Origin of the sequence: Streptomyces sp. NBC_01390 (assembly GCF_045040105.1) — a bacterium.
Classification (GTDB): Bacteria; Actinomycetota; Actinomycetes; order Streptomycetales; family Streptomycetaceae; genus Streptomyces.
The window spans coordinates 7911462-7925840 of record NZ_CP109551.1; the positions used below are offsets into that span (position 1 = coordinate 7911462).

The window sequence follows — 14379 nt, forward strand, 5'->3', positions numbered from 1 at the left end:
CGTTCATGCCGCCGGTCATGCGGTCTTCCGTTTGTGCCGTCCACGGAGCGCCTGGAGCGGTGGATACAGCCATTTCTTGAAGAAGCGCTGAAGACGTGGCATGAGGATATAAGTGACGAGTGCCGTCACAGCCAGACACAGTAATAGTGTGCGAATGATCGCATTGATTCCGCCGAGGTAGGGGAGAGCGACCAGGTTGAATGCGAGGATAGGCGGAAAAACTGCGCTCAAATTCACGAGCCAGAGTTTCCACTTGTCCGGAGGTCGTGGCGGTGGCGGCGCCGGGGCGGCGGCCGGCGAGTCCGTCTGGGACTCGAACCATGTCCTGGAGCCCTGAATGCTCCGGCGTCCGGTCTCCCGGGCGAGGCCCTGTGCCTTGGCCGCCCACTGTGCCCAGGCGACGGAGTTCTCCCAGGCCAGGCCCGTACTCTCACTGTCGAAGCGGTAGACCACATGCCATTCCGCCTCTCCGTCGACAAGCACACCACCCCCAAGGAAACCCGGCTCGCGAGCGGTCGCACGCAGCAGGGCCCACCCCCAGGAGTGGAACTCGGTCTCGCGGCCCGGGATCACTTGATACGCCACCGTGACGGTGACGGGATTCCTGGTCACCCCGTCGTATACGCAGCGGGAAGCGGCCGCGCTCAAATATTCAATGAAGATTTTCAAAACCTCCGCCGGGATGTCCGGAAGGTTGGTTTTTATCAGGCTTTAGGGCGGCTTTCGGGGTTCTTTCAGTGATACCCGGGGTAACTTTTCCGGAATTCAAGAAAGGGCTTGCCCCGGAGAGTGGGAAAGCTGCACGATCGCCATTCGACCGACGCGAGGGAGATTTCATGTCCAGGTACGACTGGGATATGACCCACGAAGGAATCGAGCGGGCCCGGTCCGTGATCGAACCGGTGCGAAAAGAAGTGACCGCCCACCCGATTTACCAGCGGATAAACACCAGGGAACACCTGGCGACGTTCATGGAACACCACGTATTCGCGGTGTGGGACTTCATGTCCCTGCTCAAGTCGCTGCAGCGGGAGCTGACCTGTGTCGACGTCCCCTGGGTGCCGCGCGGGTCGGAGGTGAGCCGGCGCCTCATCAACGACATCGTGCTCGTGGAGGAGAGCGACGAGCTGAACGGCGGCTTCACCAGCCACTTCGAGCTCTACCGGGCCGGCATGAGCGAGGCGACGGCGAACACGTCCCGTATCGACACGTTCATCGCCCTGGCGGGGGAGGGGCACGACGTGGACTCGGCGCTACGGGTCGCCCAAGTCCCCGCTCCCGCAGCCGAGTTCGTCCGTGCCACGTTCGAGATCATCAAGGACCGTCCGCTGCACTGCCGGGCCGCGGCCTTCGCCTTCTCCCGCGAGGACCTGATCCCGGACATGTTCGACCAGGTCATCAGGGAGGAGGGCACCGACAGCTTCCCCCTGTTCCGCGACTACCTCTCCCGCCACATCGAGGTCGACGGCGAGGAGCACACGCCCATGGCGATGCAGATGGTCGCAGACCTGTGCGGGACCAGTGACAAGCACTGGGCAGAGGCGGCGGAGACGGCGACAGACGCGCTGGAGGCGAGGGTGCGGTTGTGGGACGGGGTGATGGAGGCGATGGGGTGAGCGGGTCCCCTTTCAGCCCGTCCGGCGTTTGAGGGCGAGGCCCCTTCAGGGCCGACAGGGGGGTCTGGGGGCGGAGCCCCCAGGGACAGGATGGGACGGGTAGGGGCGGCGGGGGCGAGACACCTATTCCGGCGCCTCACCGAACCTGGCCAACGCCAACGCCCCCACCACGGCGACCCCGAACCCCGCGACCGCCAGCCACTCCAACCCCTCCCGCGTACGATCCCCCAACCACACCACCCCGATCAGCGCGGGCCCGATCGTCTCCCCGATCACCATCCCCGCCGTCGGCACGGTCACAGCCCCCCGCTGCAACGCCGACGTCAGCGCCAGAAACGCCGCCCCACCCCCCACCACCAGCGCGTACACCGCCGCGTTCGTCACCAGCGCCCCCACCGACACGTCATCGATGAGCCGCACCGACACCTCGACCACCCCGAACCCGAACCCCGCCCCCAACCCGAGCAGCAGCCCCCGCCCCCGCTCCGGCAACCGCCCGCCCAGCAGCCCCAGAACCAGCACGCCCACCCCGGTCGCGAGCATCGCGTACCGCAGCGTGTCCGTTCCCGCACGGTCCCCCTCCGTGCCCGACGCCAGCCCCAGCATCCCCAGCCCGGCGCACACCACCCCCACCGAGGCCCACTCCATCCCGCTCAGCCGCACCCGCAGCAGCCGGGCGGCCACCACCGCGGTGACAGCGAGACTCGCGGCCAACGCCGCGCCGACCGCGTAGATCGGAAGGGACCGCAGCGCGGCGATCTGGAAGAGGAAGCCGAGCCCGTCCAGGGCCAGCCCGGCGATGTACCGCCACTGCCGCAACGCCCGCAACAACAACGCCGCGTCGTCACCCGGCCTGCCGCTCCCCGTCGGGTCGGTTCCGACCGCCGCCCGCGCGGCCACCGCCTGCAACACCGTCGCCGTACCGAAGCAGACCGCCGCGCTGAGCGCGCACACCATTCCAAAGAGCACAAAGCGACTCTAGGCGGGAGGGGCACGGGCGGAAGGAACAGGGGGTCAGCCGAGCACTGTCCCCGGGCGATCCCTAAGCTGCACAAAACGCCAACGGGGAGACAAGACATGGCTGACACAAGCAGAAAAACGCGCAGACAGCTCCGCTCGGGAACCGTCGTCCTGGGCGGCATGGGCCTGCTCGCCGCCGCCCTCACCGCCTGCTCCTCCGACGACCCCGACAAGCGCTGCGTCGACCGTGACAGCTACCGCGCCGCCAAGGGTTACAAGGTCGTCGCCGAGAAGAACTGCAAGACCGTCACAGCCGTCAACGGCGCCCACTACTACGGCGGCAAGAAGAAGTCCGGCTGGGTGAAGGGCGGCTCGTTCACCAAGTCCGGTAAGAGCGGCGGCGGTTCCGGGAGCAGCGGTGACGACGACAGCAGTCGCACCGGCGTCCACCGGGGCGGCTTCGGCGGCGGCGACAGCGGCTCGGGCGGCTGAGCCCCGGCATGCGGCGCCACACGATCGAGCCCCGCCCCGGCTGGCAGCGGACCGTCGAGGCACAGGGGCTCGTCTACCCGCTCACCCGGCACCCCGACGACACACTGCGCCCCTACTGGGACGAGAGCGGGTACTACGTCTTCTCGCTCCCGGAGGTGGAGGCGCTGGAGGAGACCGTCGAGGAACTCCACGGCATGTGTCTCGCCGCGGCCGACCACATCGTCACCACGAACCGTTTCGCCGACCTCGGCATCACCGACCCGCGCATCGCGGCAGCGGTCGCCGAGGCCTGGCACCGCCGCGCCGAACTCCCGTCCGTCTACGGCCGGTTCGACCTCCGCTACGACGGCACGGGCCCCGCGAAGCTCATCGAGTACAACGCCGACACGCCCACCTCCCTCGTCGAGGCAGCCTCACCCCAGTGGTTCTGGATGGAGGACCGTTTCCCCGGCGCCGACCAGTGGAACTCCCTCCACGAACGCCTGGTCGCCGCCTGGCAGAAGCAGGCCGCCCTCCTCCCGCCCGGCAGCCCCCTGCACTTCGCGCACTCCGCCGCCGACGAGATCGGGGAGGACCTGATGACCGTCGCGTATCTGAAGGAGACCGCGGAGCAGGCGGGGTTGGACACCGACTGGATCTCCATGGAGGAGATCGGCTGGGACCCGCTCTCGGGCCGCTTCGTCGACAACCAACTCCGGTTCATCCGCAGCTGCTTCAAGTTGTACCCCTGGGAGTGGCTCACCACCGACGAGTTCGCGGACCATGTCCTCGACACCCTGGACAACGGCGGCGGCACCGGCAGCACCCTGTGGATCGAACCGGCCTGGAAGATGCTCCTCAGCAACAAGGCCCTCCTCGCCGTCCTCTGGGAACTCCACCCGGGCCACCCCAACCTCCTCCCCGCCTACCTGGACGGCCCCCGGGAACTGGCGCACACCACCGGCTACGTCGCCAAGCCACTGCTGGGCCGCGAGGGCGCCGGCGTGACGGTCCACGAGCCGAACACCACCAGCCCCGCCCCCGCCGTACACGACGACGAAAACCCGTGCTGCTATCAGGAGTTGGCGCCCCTGCCCGCCTTCGACGGCAACCACGTCGTCCTCGGCGCCTGGGTCGTCGAGGACGAGTCGGCGGGCCTCGGCATCCGCGAGTCGGCCGGCCTGATCACGGACGGGTACGCCCGCTTCCTGCCCCACGTCATCCTCTGACGCCCGCAGACGCCCAGGTGGGTGACGTCGCTCGCATGGTGGACAGCGCGGCTCGGGCCTCCGGCCTGCCCGGTAGGCTGACCGGCGGGCCGTGACTGGCGCGCTGGGATGGGACCGACCATCGGGAAGCGGCCCCAGGACCGTCGCAACCCGTTGCCGGGGTCCGTGAGTGAGTGCCGTGCGCCTGGGCCGAGCCGTGAATGCCGAACGCCACGTCCGGAGGTCCCCATGTCAGCCGAACCCTCAGCCAAGCCGCTCTCCACCGAGTCCACCGCCTTCCGCAGCGCCCTCGACGTGATCCGCGCCGTCGAGCCGCGTGTCGCCGACGCCATCGGCCAGGAAGTCGCCGACCAGCGCGAGATGCTCAAGCTGATCGCCTCCGAGAACTACGCCTCCCCGGCCACCCTCCTGGCCATGGGCAACTGGTTCAGCGACAAGTACGCCGAGGGCACGATCGGCCGCCGCTTCTACGCCGGCTGTCGCAACGTCGACACCGTCGAGTCCCTCGCCGCCGAGCACGCCCGCGAGCTCTTCGGCGCCCGGCACGCCTACGTCCAGCCGCACTCCGGCATCGACGCCAACCTCGTCGCCTTCTGGTCGGTCCTCGCCGACCGCGTCGAGGTCCCGTTCCTGGAGAAGACCGGCGCCCGCCAGGTGAACGACCTCTCCGACGCCGACTGGGCCGAGCTGCGCCAGGCCTTCGGCAACCAGCGCATGCTAGGCATGTCCCTCGACGCCGGCGGCCACCTCACCCACGGCTTCCGCCCCAACATCTCCGGCAAGATGTTCGACCAGCGGTCGTACGGCACCGACCCGGCGACCGGCCTCATCGACTACGAGGCGCTGCGCACGTCGGCCCGCGACTTCAAGCCGCTGATCATCGTCGCGGGCTACTCCGCGTACCCCCGCCTGGTGAACTTCCGGATCATGCGCGAGATCGCCGACGAGGTCGGCGCGACCCTCATGGTCGACATGGCCCACTTCGCGGGTCTGGTCGCGGGCAAGGTCCTCACCGGCGACTTCGACCCGGTCCCGCACGCCCAGATCGTGACGACCACCACACACAAGTCCCTGCGCGGCCCGCGCGGCGGCATGGTCCTGTGCGACGACTCCCTCAAGGACCAGGTCGACCGCGGCTGCCCGATGGTCCTCGGCGGCCCCCTTCCGCACGTCATGGCCGCCAAGGCCGTCGCCCTCGCCGAGGCCAGGCAGCCCGCTTTCCAGGACTACGCCCAGCGCATCGTCGACAACGCCCGCGCGCTCGCCGAGGGCCTGATGAGCCGGGGCGCCACCCTCGTCACCGGCGGCACCGACAACCACCTCAACCTGATCGACGTCGCCTCCTCCTACGGCCTCACCGGCCGCCAGGCCGAGACCGCGCTCCTCGACTCGGGCATCGTCACCAACCGCAATGCCATCCCGGCCGACCCGAACGGCGCCTGGTACACCTCGGGCATCCGCATCGGCACCCCCGCCCTCACCACGCGGGGCCTGGGCACGGCGGAGATGGACGAGGTGGCCGCCCTGATCGACCGCGTCCTCACCGCCGCCGAGCCGGGCACGACGAAGTCGGGCGCCCCCTCGAAGGCGTCCCACGTCCTGGACGCGAAGATCTCCGACGAGATCTCCCGCCGCGCGACCGACCTGGTGGCGGGCTTCCCCCTGTACCCAGAGATCGACCTGGGCTGAGGCCCTCAAGGCCGCGGGGAACGCCGCGACCACCCTCGACGGGCCTGCAGTCCCCCGCGTACCGAAGCCACCCGACTGCGGCTGGGGCTTTTAAGGGGCGCGGGGAACGGCGCGACCGGCCCCCACGGGCCCGCGGCCCCCCGCGTGCCGAAAACCCCCCGACCGCGGCTGGGGCCTTTGAGGGGCGCGGGGAACGGCGCGACCAGCCCCCACCGGCCCGCAGTCCCCCACGCTCCGAGCCACCCCTCACCTCCGGGGCAAATCTCACCCCACCCTCTGAGACAATGGGCAACATGGCCTCTGACCGTCCCCGCGTGCTCTCCGGAATCCAGCCCACCGCAGGCTCGTTCCACCTCGGCAACTACCTCGGCGCCGTGCGCCAGTGGGTGGCCCTGCAGGAGTCCCACGACGCGTTCTACATGGTCGTCGACCTGCACGCGATCACGCTCCCGCAGGACCCGAAGGAGCTCACGGCCAACACCCGCCTGGCCGCCGCCCAGCTCCTCGCCGCAGGGCTCGACCCGGACCACTGCACGCTGTTCGTCCAGAGCCACGTCCCCGAGCACGCCCAGCTCGCCTGGATCATGAACTGCCTCACCGGCTTCGGCGAGGCGTCCCGGATGACCCAGTTCAAGGACAAGTCCGCCAAGCAGGGTGCCGACCGGGCGAGCGTCGGGCTGTTCACGTACCCGATCCTCCAGGTCGCCGACATCCTGCTCTACCAGGCGCACGAGGTGCCGGTCGGCGAGGACCAGCGCCAGCACATCGAGCTGACCCGTGACCTCGCCGAGCGCTTCAACGGCCGGTTCGGCGAGACCTTCACGATCCCGAAGCCGTACATCCTGAAGGAGACGGCGAAGATCTACGACCTCCAGGACCCGTCGATCAAGATGAGCAAGTCGGCGTCCACGCCCAAGGGCCTCATCAACCTCCTCGACGACCCGAAGACCACCGCCAAGAAGGTGAAGAGCGCGGTCACGGACACGGACACGGTGATCCGCTTCGACCGCGAGGAGAAGCCCGGCATCAGCAACCTGCTCGGCATCTACTCCACCCTCACCGGCACGGACATCGCCGAACTTGAGCGGAAATACGACGGCAAGGGCTACGGTGCGCTCAAGGTGGACCTCGCCGACGTCGTGGTCGACTTCGTGACGCCGTTCCGGGAGCGCACCCAGCAGTATCTGGACGACCCGGAGACGCTCGACTCGATCCTCGCCAAGGGCGCGGAGAAGGCACGGGCCGTCGCCGCGGAGACCCTTGCCCAGGCCTACGGAAAAGTCGGCTTCCTGCCCGCGAAGCACTGATCCGCAGTCGCCTGGGTACCTGTACCACCGCACGGCGCACGAAGCGGCAGAAGCGGCACAAGAGCGCTGCACATCACTACGGTTGCGCCTGCCCGCAGACACGCCATGGCCGTACAGTCGATAGCCGACCGGTACGAGCAACAGCCGATATGAGCAACAGCCCATACGGCGACAGAGCACGAGCAATACCGAGACGACGAACAGGAGACGACGTGGGGACCGTAACGATCGGTGTGTCGATCGCGGTCCCGGAGCCCCACGGCAGCCAGCTCCAGGAGCGGCGCGCGGGCTTCGGCGACGCCGCTGCTCACGGTATCCCCACCCATGTCACCCTGTTGCCGCCCACGGAAGTCGACTCCGAGGCGCTGCCCGCCATCAAGGCACACCTCGTGGAGGTGGCCGCCGCGGGCCGGCCGTTCCCGCTGCGGCTCTCCGGGACCGGCACCTTCCGGCCCGTGTCGCCCGTCGTGTTCGTCCGGATCGTCGAGGGCGCGGAGGCCTGCACCTGGCTGCAGAAGCAGGTCAGGGACGCCTCCGGGCCCGTGGCGCGCGAACTGCAGTTCCCGTACCACCCGCATGTGACGGTCGCGCACAGCATCGCCGAGGAGGCGATGGACCGTGCCTACGCGGAACTCGCCGACTACGAGGCCGCCTGGCCCTGCACCGGCTTCGCGCTCTACGAGCAGGGGTCCGACGCGGTGTGGCGCAAGCTGCGCGAGTTCACCTTCGGCGGGTCGCTCGTGCCGCCGCAGGCAGCCCATGTGGAGCGCGGCCCGCTTCCCACCAGGTAGAACCAGGTAGAACCACGAGGATCCGGCGCCCGCAGGGTACAAGTTTCACCATGGACTGGCTGAAGAAGCTCCCCGGCGTCGGACCGATCGTCGTCCGCCTGACCGCCACCCACATATGGCGGTCGTACGAGCGCCTCGACCGGGTGAAGTGGTCGCGTCTCGCCGCCGCGATGACCTTCATCAGCTTCATCGCACTGTTCCCGCTGCTCACCGTGGCCGCCGCGATCGCCGCCGCCACGCTCAGCACCAGCCGCCAGAACGAACTGCAGGACAAGATCTCCGAACAGGTGCCCGGCATCTCCGAGCAGCTGGACATCAACGGTCTCGTCCAGAACGCCGGGACGATCGGCGTGATCGCCGGCGCCGTGCTGCTGCTCACCGGCATCGGCTGGGTCGGCTCGATGCGGGAGTGTCTGCGGGCGGTGTGGGAGGTGCCCGAGGACGAGGGGAACCCCGTCCTGCGCAAGGTCAAGGACACCGGTGTGCTGGTCGGGCTCGGCGGGGCCGTCCTCGTCACGATCGCCGCGTCCACCGTCGCCTCGGCCGCGGTCGGCTGGGTGGCACGGGGACTCGGCATCGACGAGGCCGGCTGGGGCGCGGTCCTGCTGCGCCTCGCCGCGTTCGCCGTCGCCGTACTCGCCGACTTCCTGCTGCTCCTGTACGTCCTCACCCTGCTGCCCGGCGTCGAGCCGACCCGGCGCCGGCTGGTCGTCGCCGCGCTGATGGGCGCGGCGGGGTTCGAGCTGCTGAAGCTGCTGCTGAGCGGCTATATGCAGGGCGTGGCGGCGAAGAGCATGTACGGCGCGTTCGGCGTCCCCGTGGCCCTGTTGCTGTGGATCAACTTCACGTCAAAGCTGATCCTGTTCTGCGCGTCCTGGACGGCGACGGGCTCTTCAGCCCGTCCGGCGTCTGAGGACGAGGCCCCACCCGCATCTCCAGCCCCGGCCCGCACCTCCAGCCCGTCCGGCACTTGAGAACGAGGCCCGCATTTCCAGCCCGTCCGGCGCTTGAGGACAAGGCCCCTTCAGGGCCGATGGGGGGTCTGGGGGCGCAGCCCCCAGGAACGGGATGGGACGGGTAGGGGCGGCGGGGGCGAAGAAACCCCACCCCCGCCACCACCTCACCGCCGACGCCGCACCAGCTCCGGCAGGGGCCAGCGCCGGTTGACCAGGAACGCGGCGCCCGCCAACAGCACCAGCACACCCCCGGCGATCCCGAGCGCGACGCCCATCCCGCGTCCGTCGGCCCCGGACGCGGAGGACGCCTTCGCGACCGGTGACGCGGAGGAGTCGTCCGTGCCGGAGCCGCCCCCGGCCTCTCCGGAGTCCGAGCCGGAGTCGGAGCCCGCGGGCTCGGTCGAACCCGGCTTGGCGCTCGCCCCCGTCGCACCCTTGGGCGCGACCAGCTCGCCCACCGGCTGCACCTTCCCGGCGGCCCGGAAGCCCCAGTCGAGCAGCTTGGCGGTCTCCTTGTAGACCTCGTTGTGCTCGGTCTTCTCCGGGTTCATGACCGTGACCAGCAGCACCTTGCCGCCCCGCTCGGCGACCCCCGTGAAGGTCGCGCCCGCGTTGGTGGTGTTGCCGTTCTTCACCCCCGCGATGCCCTGGTACACGGAGATGTCCGAGTCACCGGCGAGCAGCCGGTTGGTGTTCTGGATCTCGAAGGACCCGCGAACCAACTTGCCCTGCTTGTTCTTCTTCGTCTCGCCCGGGAACTTGGCCGAAACGGTCGAGCAGTACTCGCGGAAGTCCTTCTTCTGCAGCCCCGAGCGCGCGAACAGCGTCAGGTCGTACGCCGACGACACCTGCCCCTTCTCGTCGTAGCCGTCCGGGCTGACCACGTTCGTGTCGAGGGCCTGGAGCTCCTCGGCGTGCTCGTTCATCTCCTTGACCGTGGCCGCGACGCCACCGTTCATGTGGGACAGCACGTGCACCGCGTCGTTGCCGGAGCGCAGGAAGACACCGAGCCACAGGTCGTGGACCGTGTACGTCTCCTTCTCCTTTATGCCGACCATGCTGGAACCGGCGCCGACGTCCGCCAAGTCCGTGACCGCGACCTTGTGCTTCATCGTCCTCGGGAACTTGGGCAGCACGGTGTCGGCGAACAGCATCTTCAGCGTGCTGGCCGGGGGCAGCCGCCAGTGCGCGTTGTGGGAGGCGAGCACATCGCCGGACTCGGCGTCCGAGACGATCCACGAGCGGGCGGTGATGTCCTTGGGGATCACCGGCACCCCGTCGGAGAGGTTCACCTGCGTCCCGGCCAGGCCGAGCCGCTCACCGCCCACGCTCGACATCTTCGCCGGGGGAGTCACCGACGGCGTGGCACTCGGCTTCGGCTTGGGAGCCGCGAACGCCGGTACGGGCGCGATCAGCGCGGCGGACAACAGGGTGGCGGAGGTGACCAGCAAGGAGTGCTTGGCGGTCTTTTTCGAGGCGGGCACGATCGAGAACGTACATGTACTGGCCCGGGAAGTCGTACCGCCCTGCCCACCCCGGCCGAAGGACCCGGAGGACGGCGGCGATACTGGCCTTATGAAGCTCAGCCGCCCCGTCTCCTGGTTCCTGCTCGCCTTCGGGGTGTGGAGCTGGGTCATCTGGGTCACTTTCATCAAGAATCTGGTCAAGGACGGCAGCGGACTCGCGTTCGACGACGCGGGCACCCCGACCGCGTACTTCTGGGTGCATCTGGTGCTCGCGGTCGTCTCCTTCGTATTGGGGACGGTCGTCGGGGGCATCGGGTTGCGCGGACTGCGCGCTTTGCGCCAGACCTCATAACGCGCGACCCCCGAATAACGGGAGACCCGCCCGCAACGACGCGAGACCCACCCGCAACAACGGGAGACACCCCCGCATGGTCATCGTCTTTCTGCTCGCCGGGCTCGCGGCGCTCGCCGCTCTTGTCGGCCTGCACTGGTACGTCTGGCGCCGTCTGGTGCGCGACACGACAGCGGGCCCCGGTCTCGCCCGCCGGGCCGGCACGGTGGTGTTCGTCGCGCTGCCCGTCATGATGATCGCGGCCCTGGCCGCCGAGCGGGGCGGCGCGCCCTTCTGGCTCCAGCGCACCCTGGCCTGGCCGGGCTTCCTGTGGCTCGCCCTGTTCATCTATCTGGGGCTGGCCCTGATCGCGGGCGAGGCCGTACGGCCACTGCTGCGACGCTTCCTCGAGCGGCGCGGGCCGGACCGGGCTCTCGTACCGCCCCTGCAGCTCCGGAAGACGGAATCCGTACCGGCGGGGGCACCCGAGAGCCCGGAAGCCGCCAAGGGGGCCACGGGCACCCCCGAAGGTCAGGACACCCCCGACACCCCGGGCTCCTCTCCCCGTCTCCTCGCCGCGCCCTCCCGGCGTCTCTTCGTCTCCCGGGTGGTCGCCGGTTCGGCCGCCGCCGTGGCCGCCGGGACCGTCGGCTACGGCACGTACGGCGTACTGCGCGGCCCCCGCGTGAAGCGCGTCACCGTGCCGCTGGCCAAACTCCCGCGCGGCGCCCACGGGTTCAGGATCGCCGTCGTCAGCGACATCCACCTCGGGCCGGTCCTCGGCCGGGGCTTCGCGCAGAAGGTCGTCGACACGATCAACTCGACCCAGCCCGATCTGATCGCCGTCGTCGGTGACCTGGTCGACGGCAGCGTCAAGGACCTCGGCCCGGCCGCCGCCCCCCTCGCCCAACTCCGGGCGCGGCACGGGGCGTTCTTCGTGACCGGGAACCACGAGTACTTCTCCGGCGCGCAGCAGTGGGTCGAGGAGGTACGGCGGATCGGTCTGCGCCCGCTGGAGAACGCCCGCGTCGAACTGCCCGCCTTCGACCTCGCCGGAGTCAACGACATCGCCGGGGAGAGCGAGGGCCAGGGCCCCGACTTCACCAAGGCGCTCGGCGACCGGGACACCTCACGGGCGAGCGTGCTGCTGGCCCACCAGCCGGTGCAGATCCATGACGCCGTCGAGCACGGTGTCGACCTGCAGCTCTCCGGCCACACCCACGGCGGCCAGCTGTGGCCCGGCAACTTCGTCGCCGACCTCGCCAACCCCACCCTCGCGGGTCTGGAACGGTACGGCGACACACAGTTGTACGTCTCCCGGGGCGCCGGCGCCTGGGGCCCGCCCACGCGCGTGGGGGCGCCGTCGGACATCACCGTGGTGGAACTGGCATCCAGGCAGGCCTGATCGCAACCCCTGATCGCAACCCTGATCCCAACCTCTGATCACAACGAGTGAGGATCACGGATCGGTAAAGCTTCATGGTTGCCACACCATCAAGAAGGCGCAGACCCCGGTGGTCGCCGAGGTGCTGGAACTCGAGCACGGAAAAGTCTCCCTGATCTGCAGGACGCCGTACGGGCCGCACATCCAGGTGTCCATCGACCTCGACGTCACCGAGGGCAGCGCCACCGCTGTCATCACCTGCCGGCCCACCACCAGCTGGAAACGCCTTGACGGCGGGGCGAGTTGGGCGATTGCGGGCACCCTCGAGCGCCATGTGCGCGCAGCGCTGGGCGAGTTCTGAGTCCGGTCGGCCAACAAGACGTCGGTAAGGACTTCCCCATCTGCCCAGAAGTCCCTTCCCCCACACCAAACACCTGTGCTTAGGTGATCACCGCCACAGGGGGAGTCACCTGAGGCAGGGGGCCTGGGGAGGCACACCGATGCGCTCGGTACGCATGCGGATTCTCGCGGCGCTGCTCATTGTGACGGCAGCGGGCGCTATCGGCTGGCAGCTGATGCCGAAAGGATCCGACCACGGTAGGACGATCACCGTCGGCACCACCGACGCCGTGACCTCCCTCGACCCGGCCGGCGCCTACGACGCCGGCTCCTGGGCCCTGTTCAGCAACGTCTTCCAGACCCTGCTGACCTACCGTGCCGACGGCACGGACCCCGTCGAGGACGCGGCGAAGAGCTGTGACTTCGACGGCTCCGACCTGCGCACTTACGTCTGCGTCCTGCGCGACGACCTCGTCTTCCCGAGCGGCCGCAAGATGACCGCCGAGGACGTGAAGTTCTCCTTCGATCGCGTCAAGCGCATCAACTCCGACGTCGGCCCCGCGTCACTGCTCGGCACGCTCGCCTCGGTCGACGCCAAGGGCCTGACGGTCACCTTCCACCTCAACTCACCTGACGCCACCTTCCCGTTCGAGGTGGCCACCGGAGCCGGTGCGATCGTCGACCACGAGCGCTACCCCAAGAACGGCCTGCGCACCGACAACGGCGTCGACGGCACCGGACCGTACGACCTGAAGACGTATACCAACGAGAAGCAGGCGCTCCTCGAACCCAACGACCGCTACGAGGGCGCCCTGAAGACCACCGGCCGCCCCATCCGCCTGCGGTACTACGCCAATCCGCCGGCCCTCGACAAGGCGTGGAAGGCCAAGCAGATCGACGTCGCCACCCGTCAGCTGCCGCCCGCCGTCCTCGCCGCCCTCTCGCCCAGCGACCCCGGCCAGCGGGTCGTCGAGAGTGACAGCGCCGAGACCCGCAACCTCGTCCTCAACCTCCGCGCCAACTCCCCCCTCCACGACCCGCTCGTCCGCCGCGCCCTGGCCTGGCTGGTCAACCGGGAGGAACTCGCCGCCACGGTCTACAAGGGGACGGCCGAACCCCTCTACTCACTGATCCCGGCAGGCCTCACCGGCCACACCACCTCGTTCTTCGACGACTACCCCGAGCCCAATGTCACCCAGGCCCGTGACCTGCTCACCGAGGCCGGCGTGAAGCTCCCCGTCCGCTTCACCTACGGCTACGCCAAGGGGCGCGGCGTCGCCGCCGAGGAGGCGGCCCTGCTCAAGCAACAGCTGGAGAAGGGCGGCCTGTTCGACGTCACCGTCAAGGGCTACGAGTGGACCGACTACCAAAAGCGTTACGCGGCAGGGAAGTTGGACGCCTACGCCGTCGGCTGGGTCGCCGACTTCCCCGACCCGGACACCTTCACCAGCCCGCTGGTCGGCACCGGCAACAGCATGAAGAACGAGTACAGCAACAAGAAGGTGGACCGGCTGATCCTCGACAGCCGCCGCTACGCCGACCGCGACCGCGCCGCCCAGGACTTCCGCGCACTCCAGCAACTGATCGCCCAGGACGTGCCCATGATCCCGCTGTGGCAGCGCAAGGAGTACACGGTCAGCAGCGAGGACGTCAGCGGCGGCCAGTACCTCTCGGACGGCACCGGGGTCTTCCGCCTCTGGAGCCTCGACTGGATCTGACGCGGACCGGGTGACACGGACCGAGTGGACGCGGACCAGGTGACGCCGGGTGCGCGACCGTCTGACCGACTGGGGCACGGCGCCGACGGCCCGGCGCTCGCGGACGCCGTCCTGCTCGTCTC

Annotated in this window: 14 protein-coding genes; 11 read left to right on the forward strand and 3 right to left on the reverse strand. The window is 69.3% G+C overall.

The features are described 5' to 3' along the window. Positions 1 to 15: 15 nt before the first annotated feature. Positions 16 to 663 carry an antibiotic biosynthesis monooxygenase gene (locus OG241_RS35635; protein ID WP_405826599.1) on the reverse strand — a complete coding sequence of 216 codons (648 nt, stop codon included), beginning with the start codon at positions 661 to 663 and terminating at the stop codon, positions 16 to 18. Between the two features lie 194 nt (positions 664 to 857). Here OG241_RS35635 and OG241_RS35640 point away from each other — a divergent pair, with 194 nt between their 5' ends. After that, positions 858 to 1616 (forward strand): DUF3050 domain-containing protein, encoded by a 759-nt coding sequence (locus OG241_RS35640; protein ID WP_405821297.1) that lies wholly within the window; start codon positions 858 to 860, stop codon positions 1614 to 1616. A gap of 123 nt (positions 1617 to 1739) precedes the next feature. On the opposite strand, the gene OG241_RS35645 is transcribed toward OG241_RS35640, so the two are convergent. Continuing rightward, positions 1740 to 2573 carry a hypothetical protein gene (locus OG241_RS35645; protein ID WP_405826601.1) on the reverse strand — a complete coding sequence of 278 codons (834 nt, stop codon included), beginning with the start codon at positions 2571 to 2573 and terminating at the stop codon, positions 1740 to 1742. Positions 2574 to 2693: 120 nt separating this feature from the next. Between OG241_RS35645 and OG241_RS35650 the strand changes: the two genes are divergently transcribed. The 6 genes from OG241_RS35650 to OG241_RS35675 all read left to right on the forward strand — a co-directional run bounded on the left by OG241_RS35650 (position 2694) and on the right by OG241_RS35675 (position 9037). Beyond that, entirely contained in the window at positions 2694 to 3068 is a 375-nt protein-coding gene (locus tag OG241_RS35650) for a hypothetical protein (protein WP_405821299.1), read from the forward strand. 8 nt (positions 3069 to 3076) lie between these two features. Beyond that, on the forward strand, positions 3077 to 4276 hold the full coding sequence (locus OG241_RS35655) for a glutathionylspermidine synthase family protein (protein ID WP_405821301.1): 1200 nt from the start codon (positions 3077 to 3079) through the stop codon (positions 4274 to 4276). A gap of 228 nt (positions 4277 to 4504) precedes the next feature. Beyond that, entirely contained in the window at positions 4505 to 5965 is a 1461-nt protein-coding gene (locus tag OG241_RS35660) for a glycine hydroxymethyltransferase (RefSeq protein ID WP_405821302.1), read from the forward strand. A 293-nt stretch (positions 5966 to 6258) separates the two neighbouring features. Continuing rightward, positions 6259 to 7272 (forward strand): tryptophan--tRNA ligase, encoded by a 1014-nt coding sequence (trpS, locus tag OG241_RS35665; protein ID WP_405821304.1) that lies wholly within the window; start codon positions 6259 to 6261, stop codon positions 7270 to 7272. A 212-nt stretch (positions 7273 to 7484) separates the two neighbouring features. Then, a complete protein-coding gene (locus OG241_RS35670; protein ID WP_405821308.1) occupies positions 7485 to 8063 on the forward strand; it encodes a 2'-5' RNA ligase family protein in 579 nt (192 codons plus the stop codon). Positions 8064 to 8113: 50 nt separating this feature from the next. Beyond that, positions 8114 to 9037, forward strand: a complete 924-nt coding sequence (locus OG241_RS35675; RefSeq protein WP_405821310.1) for a YihY/virulence factor BrkB family protein — start codon at positions 8114 to 8116, stop codon at positions 9035 to 9037. A gap of 146 nt (positions 9038 to 9183) precedes the next feature. Here the strand turns inward: OG241_RS35675 and OG241_RS35680 are convergent, their stop codons facing one another. Continuing rightward, entirely contained in the window at positions 9184 to 10503 is a 1320-nt protein-coding gene (locus tag OG241_RS35680; protein ID WP_405821312.1) for a D-alanyl-D-alanine carboxypeptidase family protein, read from the reverse strand. 91 nt (positions 10504 to 10594) lie between these two features. Between OG241_RS35680 and OG241_RS35685 the strand changes: the two genes are divergently transcribed. From OG241_RS35685 to OG241_RS35700, 4 genes are all read left to right on the forward strand, one after another. Further along, positions 10595 to 10837, forward strand: a complete 243-nt coding sequence (locus tag OG241_RS35685; RefSeq protein ID WP_044473570.1) for an SCO4848 family membrane protein — start codon at positions 10595 to 10597, stop codon at positions 10835 to 10837. Positions 10838 to 10913: 76 nt separating this feature from the next. After that, positions 10914 to 12221, forward strand: a complete 1308-nt coding sequence (locus tag OG241_RS35690; RefSeq protein ID WP_405821315.1) for a metallophosphoesterase — start codon at positions 10914 to 10916, stop codon at positions 12219 to 12221. A gap of 109 nt (positions 12222 to 12330) precedes the next feature. After that, complete coding sequence (locus OG241_RS35695) at positions 12331 to 12561, forward strand: hypothetical protein (RefSeq protein WP_405821317.1); 231 nt, start codon at positions 12331 to 12333, stop codon at positions 12559 to 12561. 139 nt (positions 12562 to 12700) lie between these two features. Further along, positions 12701 to 14257 carry an ABC transporter substrate-binding protein gene (locus OG241_RS35700; protein ID WP_405821319.1) on the forward strand — a complete coding sequence of 519 codons (1557 nt, stop codon included), beginning with the start codon at positions 12701 to 12703 and terminating at the stop codon, positions 14255 to 14257. Positions 14258 to 14379 lie beyond the last annotated feature (122 nt).

What these genes read in the sequence shown, in the direction of transcription:
- OG241_RS35655 (WP_405821301.1), top strand. Translation starts at nt 3,077, where the DNA reads ATGCGGCGCCACACGATCGAGCCCCGCCCCGGCTGGCAGCGGACCGTC.
- OG241_RS35690 (WP_405821315.1), top strand. Translation starts at nt 10,914, where the DNA reads ATGGTCATCGTCTTTCTGCTCGCCGGGCTCGCGGCGCTCGCCGCTCTT.
- OG241_RS35645 (WP_405826601.1), bottom strand. Translation starts at nt 2,573, where the DNA reads ATGGTGTGCGCGCTCAGCGCGGCGGTCTGCTTCGGTACGGCGACGGTG.
- OG241_RS35660 (WP_405821302.1), top strand. Translation starts at nt 4,505, where the DNA reads ATGTCAGCCGAACCCTCAGCCAAGCCGCTCTCCACCGAGTCCACCGCC.
- OG241_RS35650 (WP_405821299.1), top strand. Translation starts at nt 2,694, where the DNA reads ATGGCTGACACAAGCAGAAAAACGCGCAGACAGCTCCGCTCGGGAACC.
- OG241_RS35640 (WP_405821297.1), top strand. Translation starts at nt 858, where the DNA reads ATGACCCACGAAGGAATCGAGCGGGCCCGGTCCGTGATCGAACCGGTG.
- OG241_RS35675 (WP_405821310.1), top strand. Translation starts at nt 8,114, where the DNA reads ATGGACTGGCTGAAGAAGCTCCCCGGCGTCGGACCGATCGTCGTCCGC.
- OG241_RS35700 (WP_405821319.1), top strand. Translation starts at nt 12,701, where the DNA reads ATGCGCTCGGTACGCATGCGGATTCTCGCGGCGCTGCTCATTGTGACG.
- trpS (WP_405821304.1), top strand. Translation starts at nt 6,259, where the DNA reads ATGGCCTCTGACCGTCCCCGCGTGCTCTCCGGAATCCAGCCCACCGCA.
- OG241_RS35685 (WP_044473570.1), top strand. Translation starts at nt 10,595, where the DNA reads ATGAAGCTCAGCCGCCCCGTCTCCTGGTTCCTGCTCGCCTTCGGGGTG.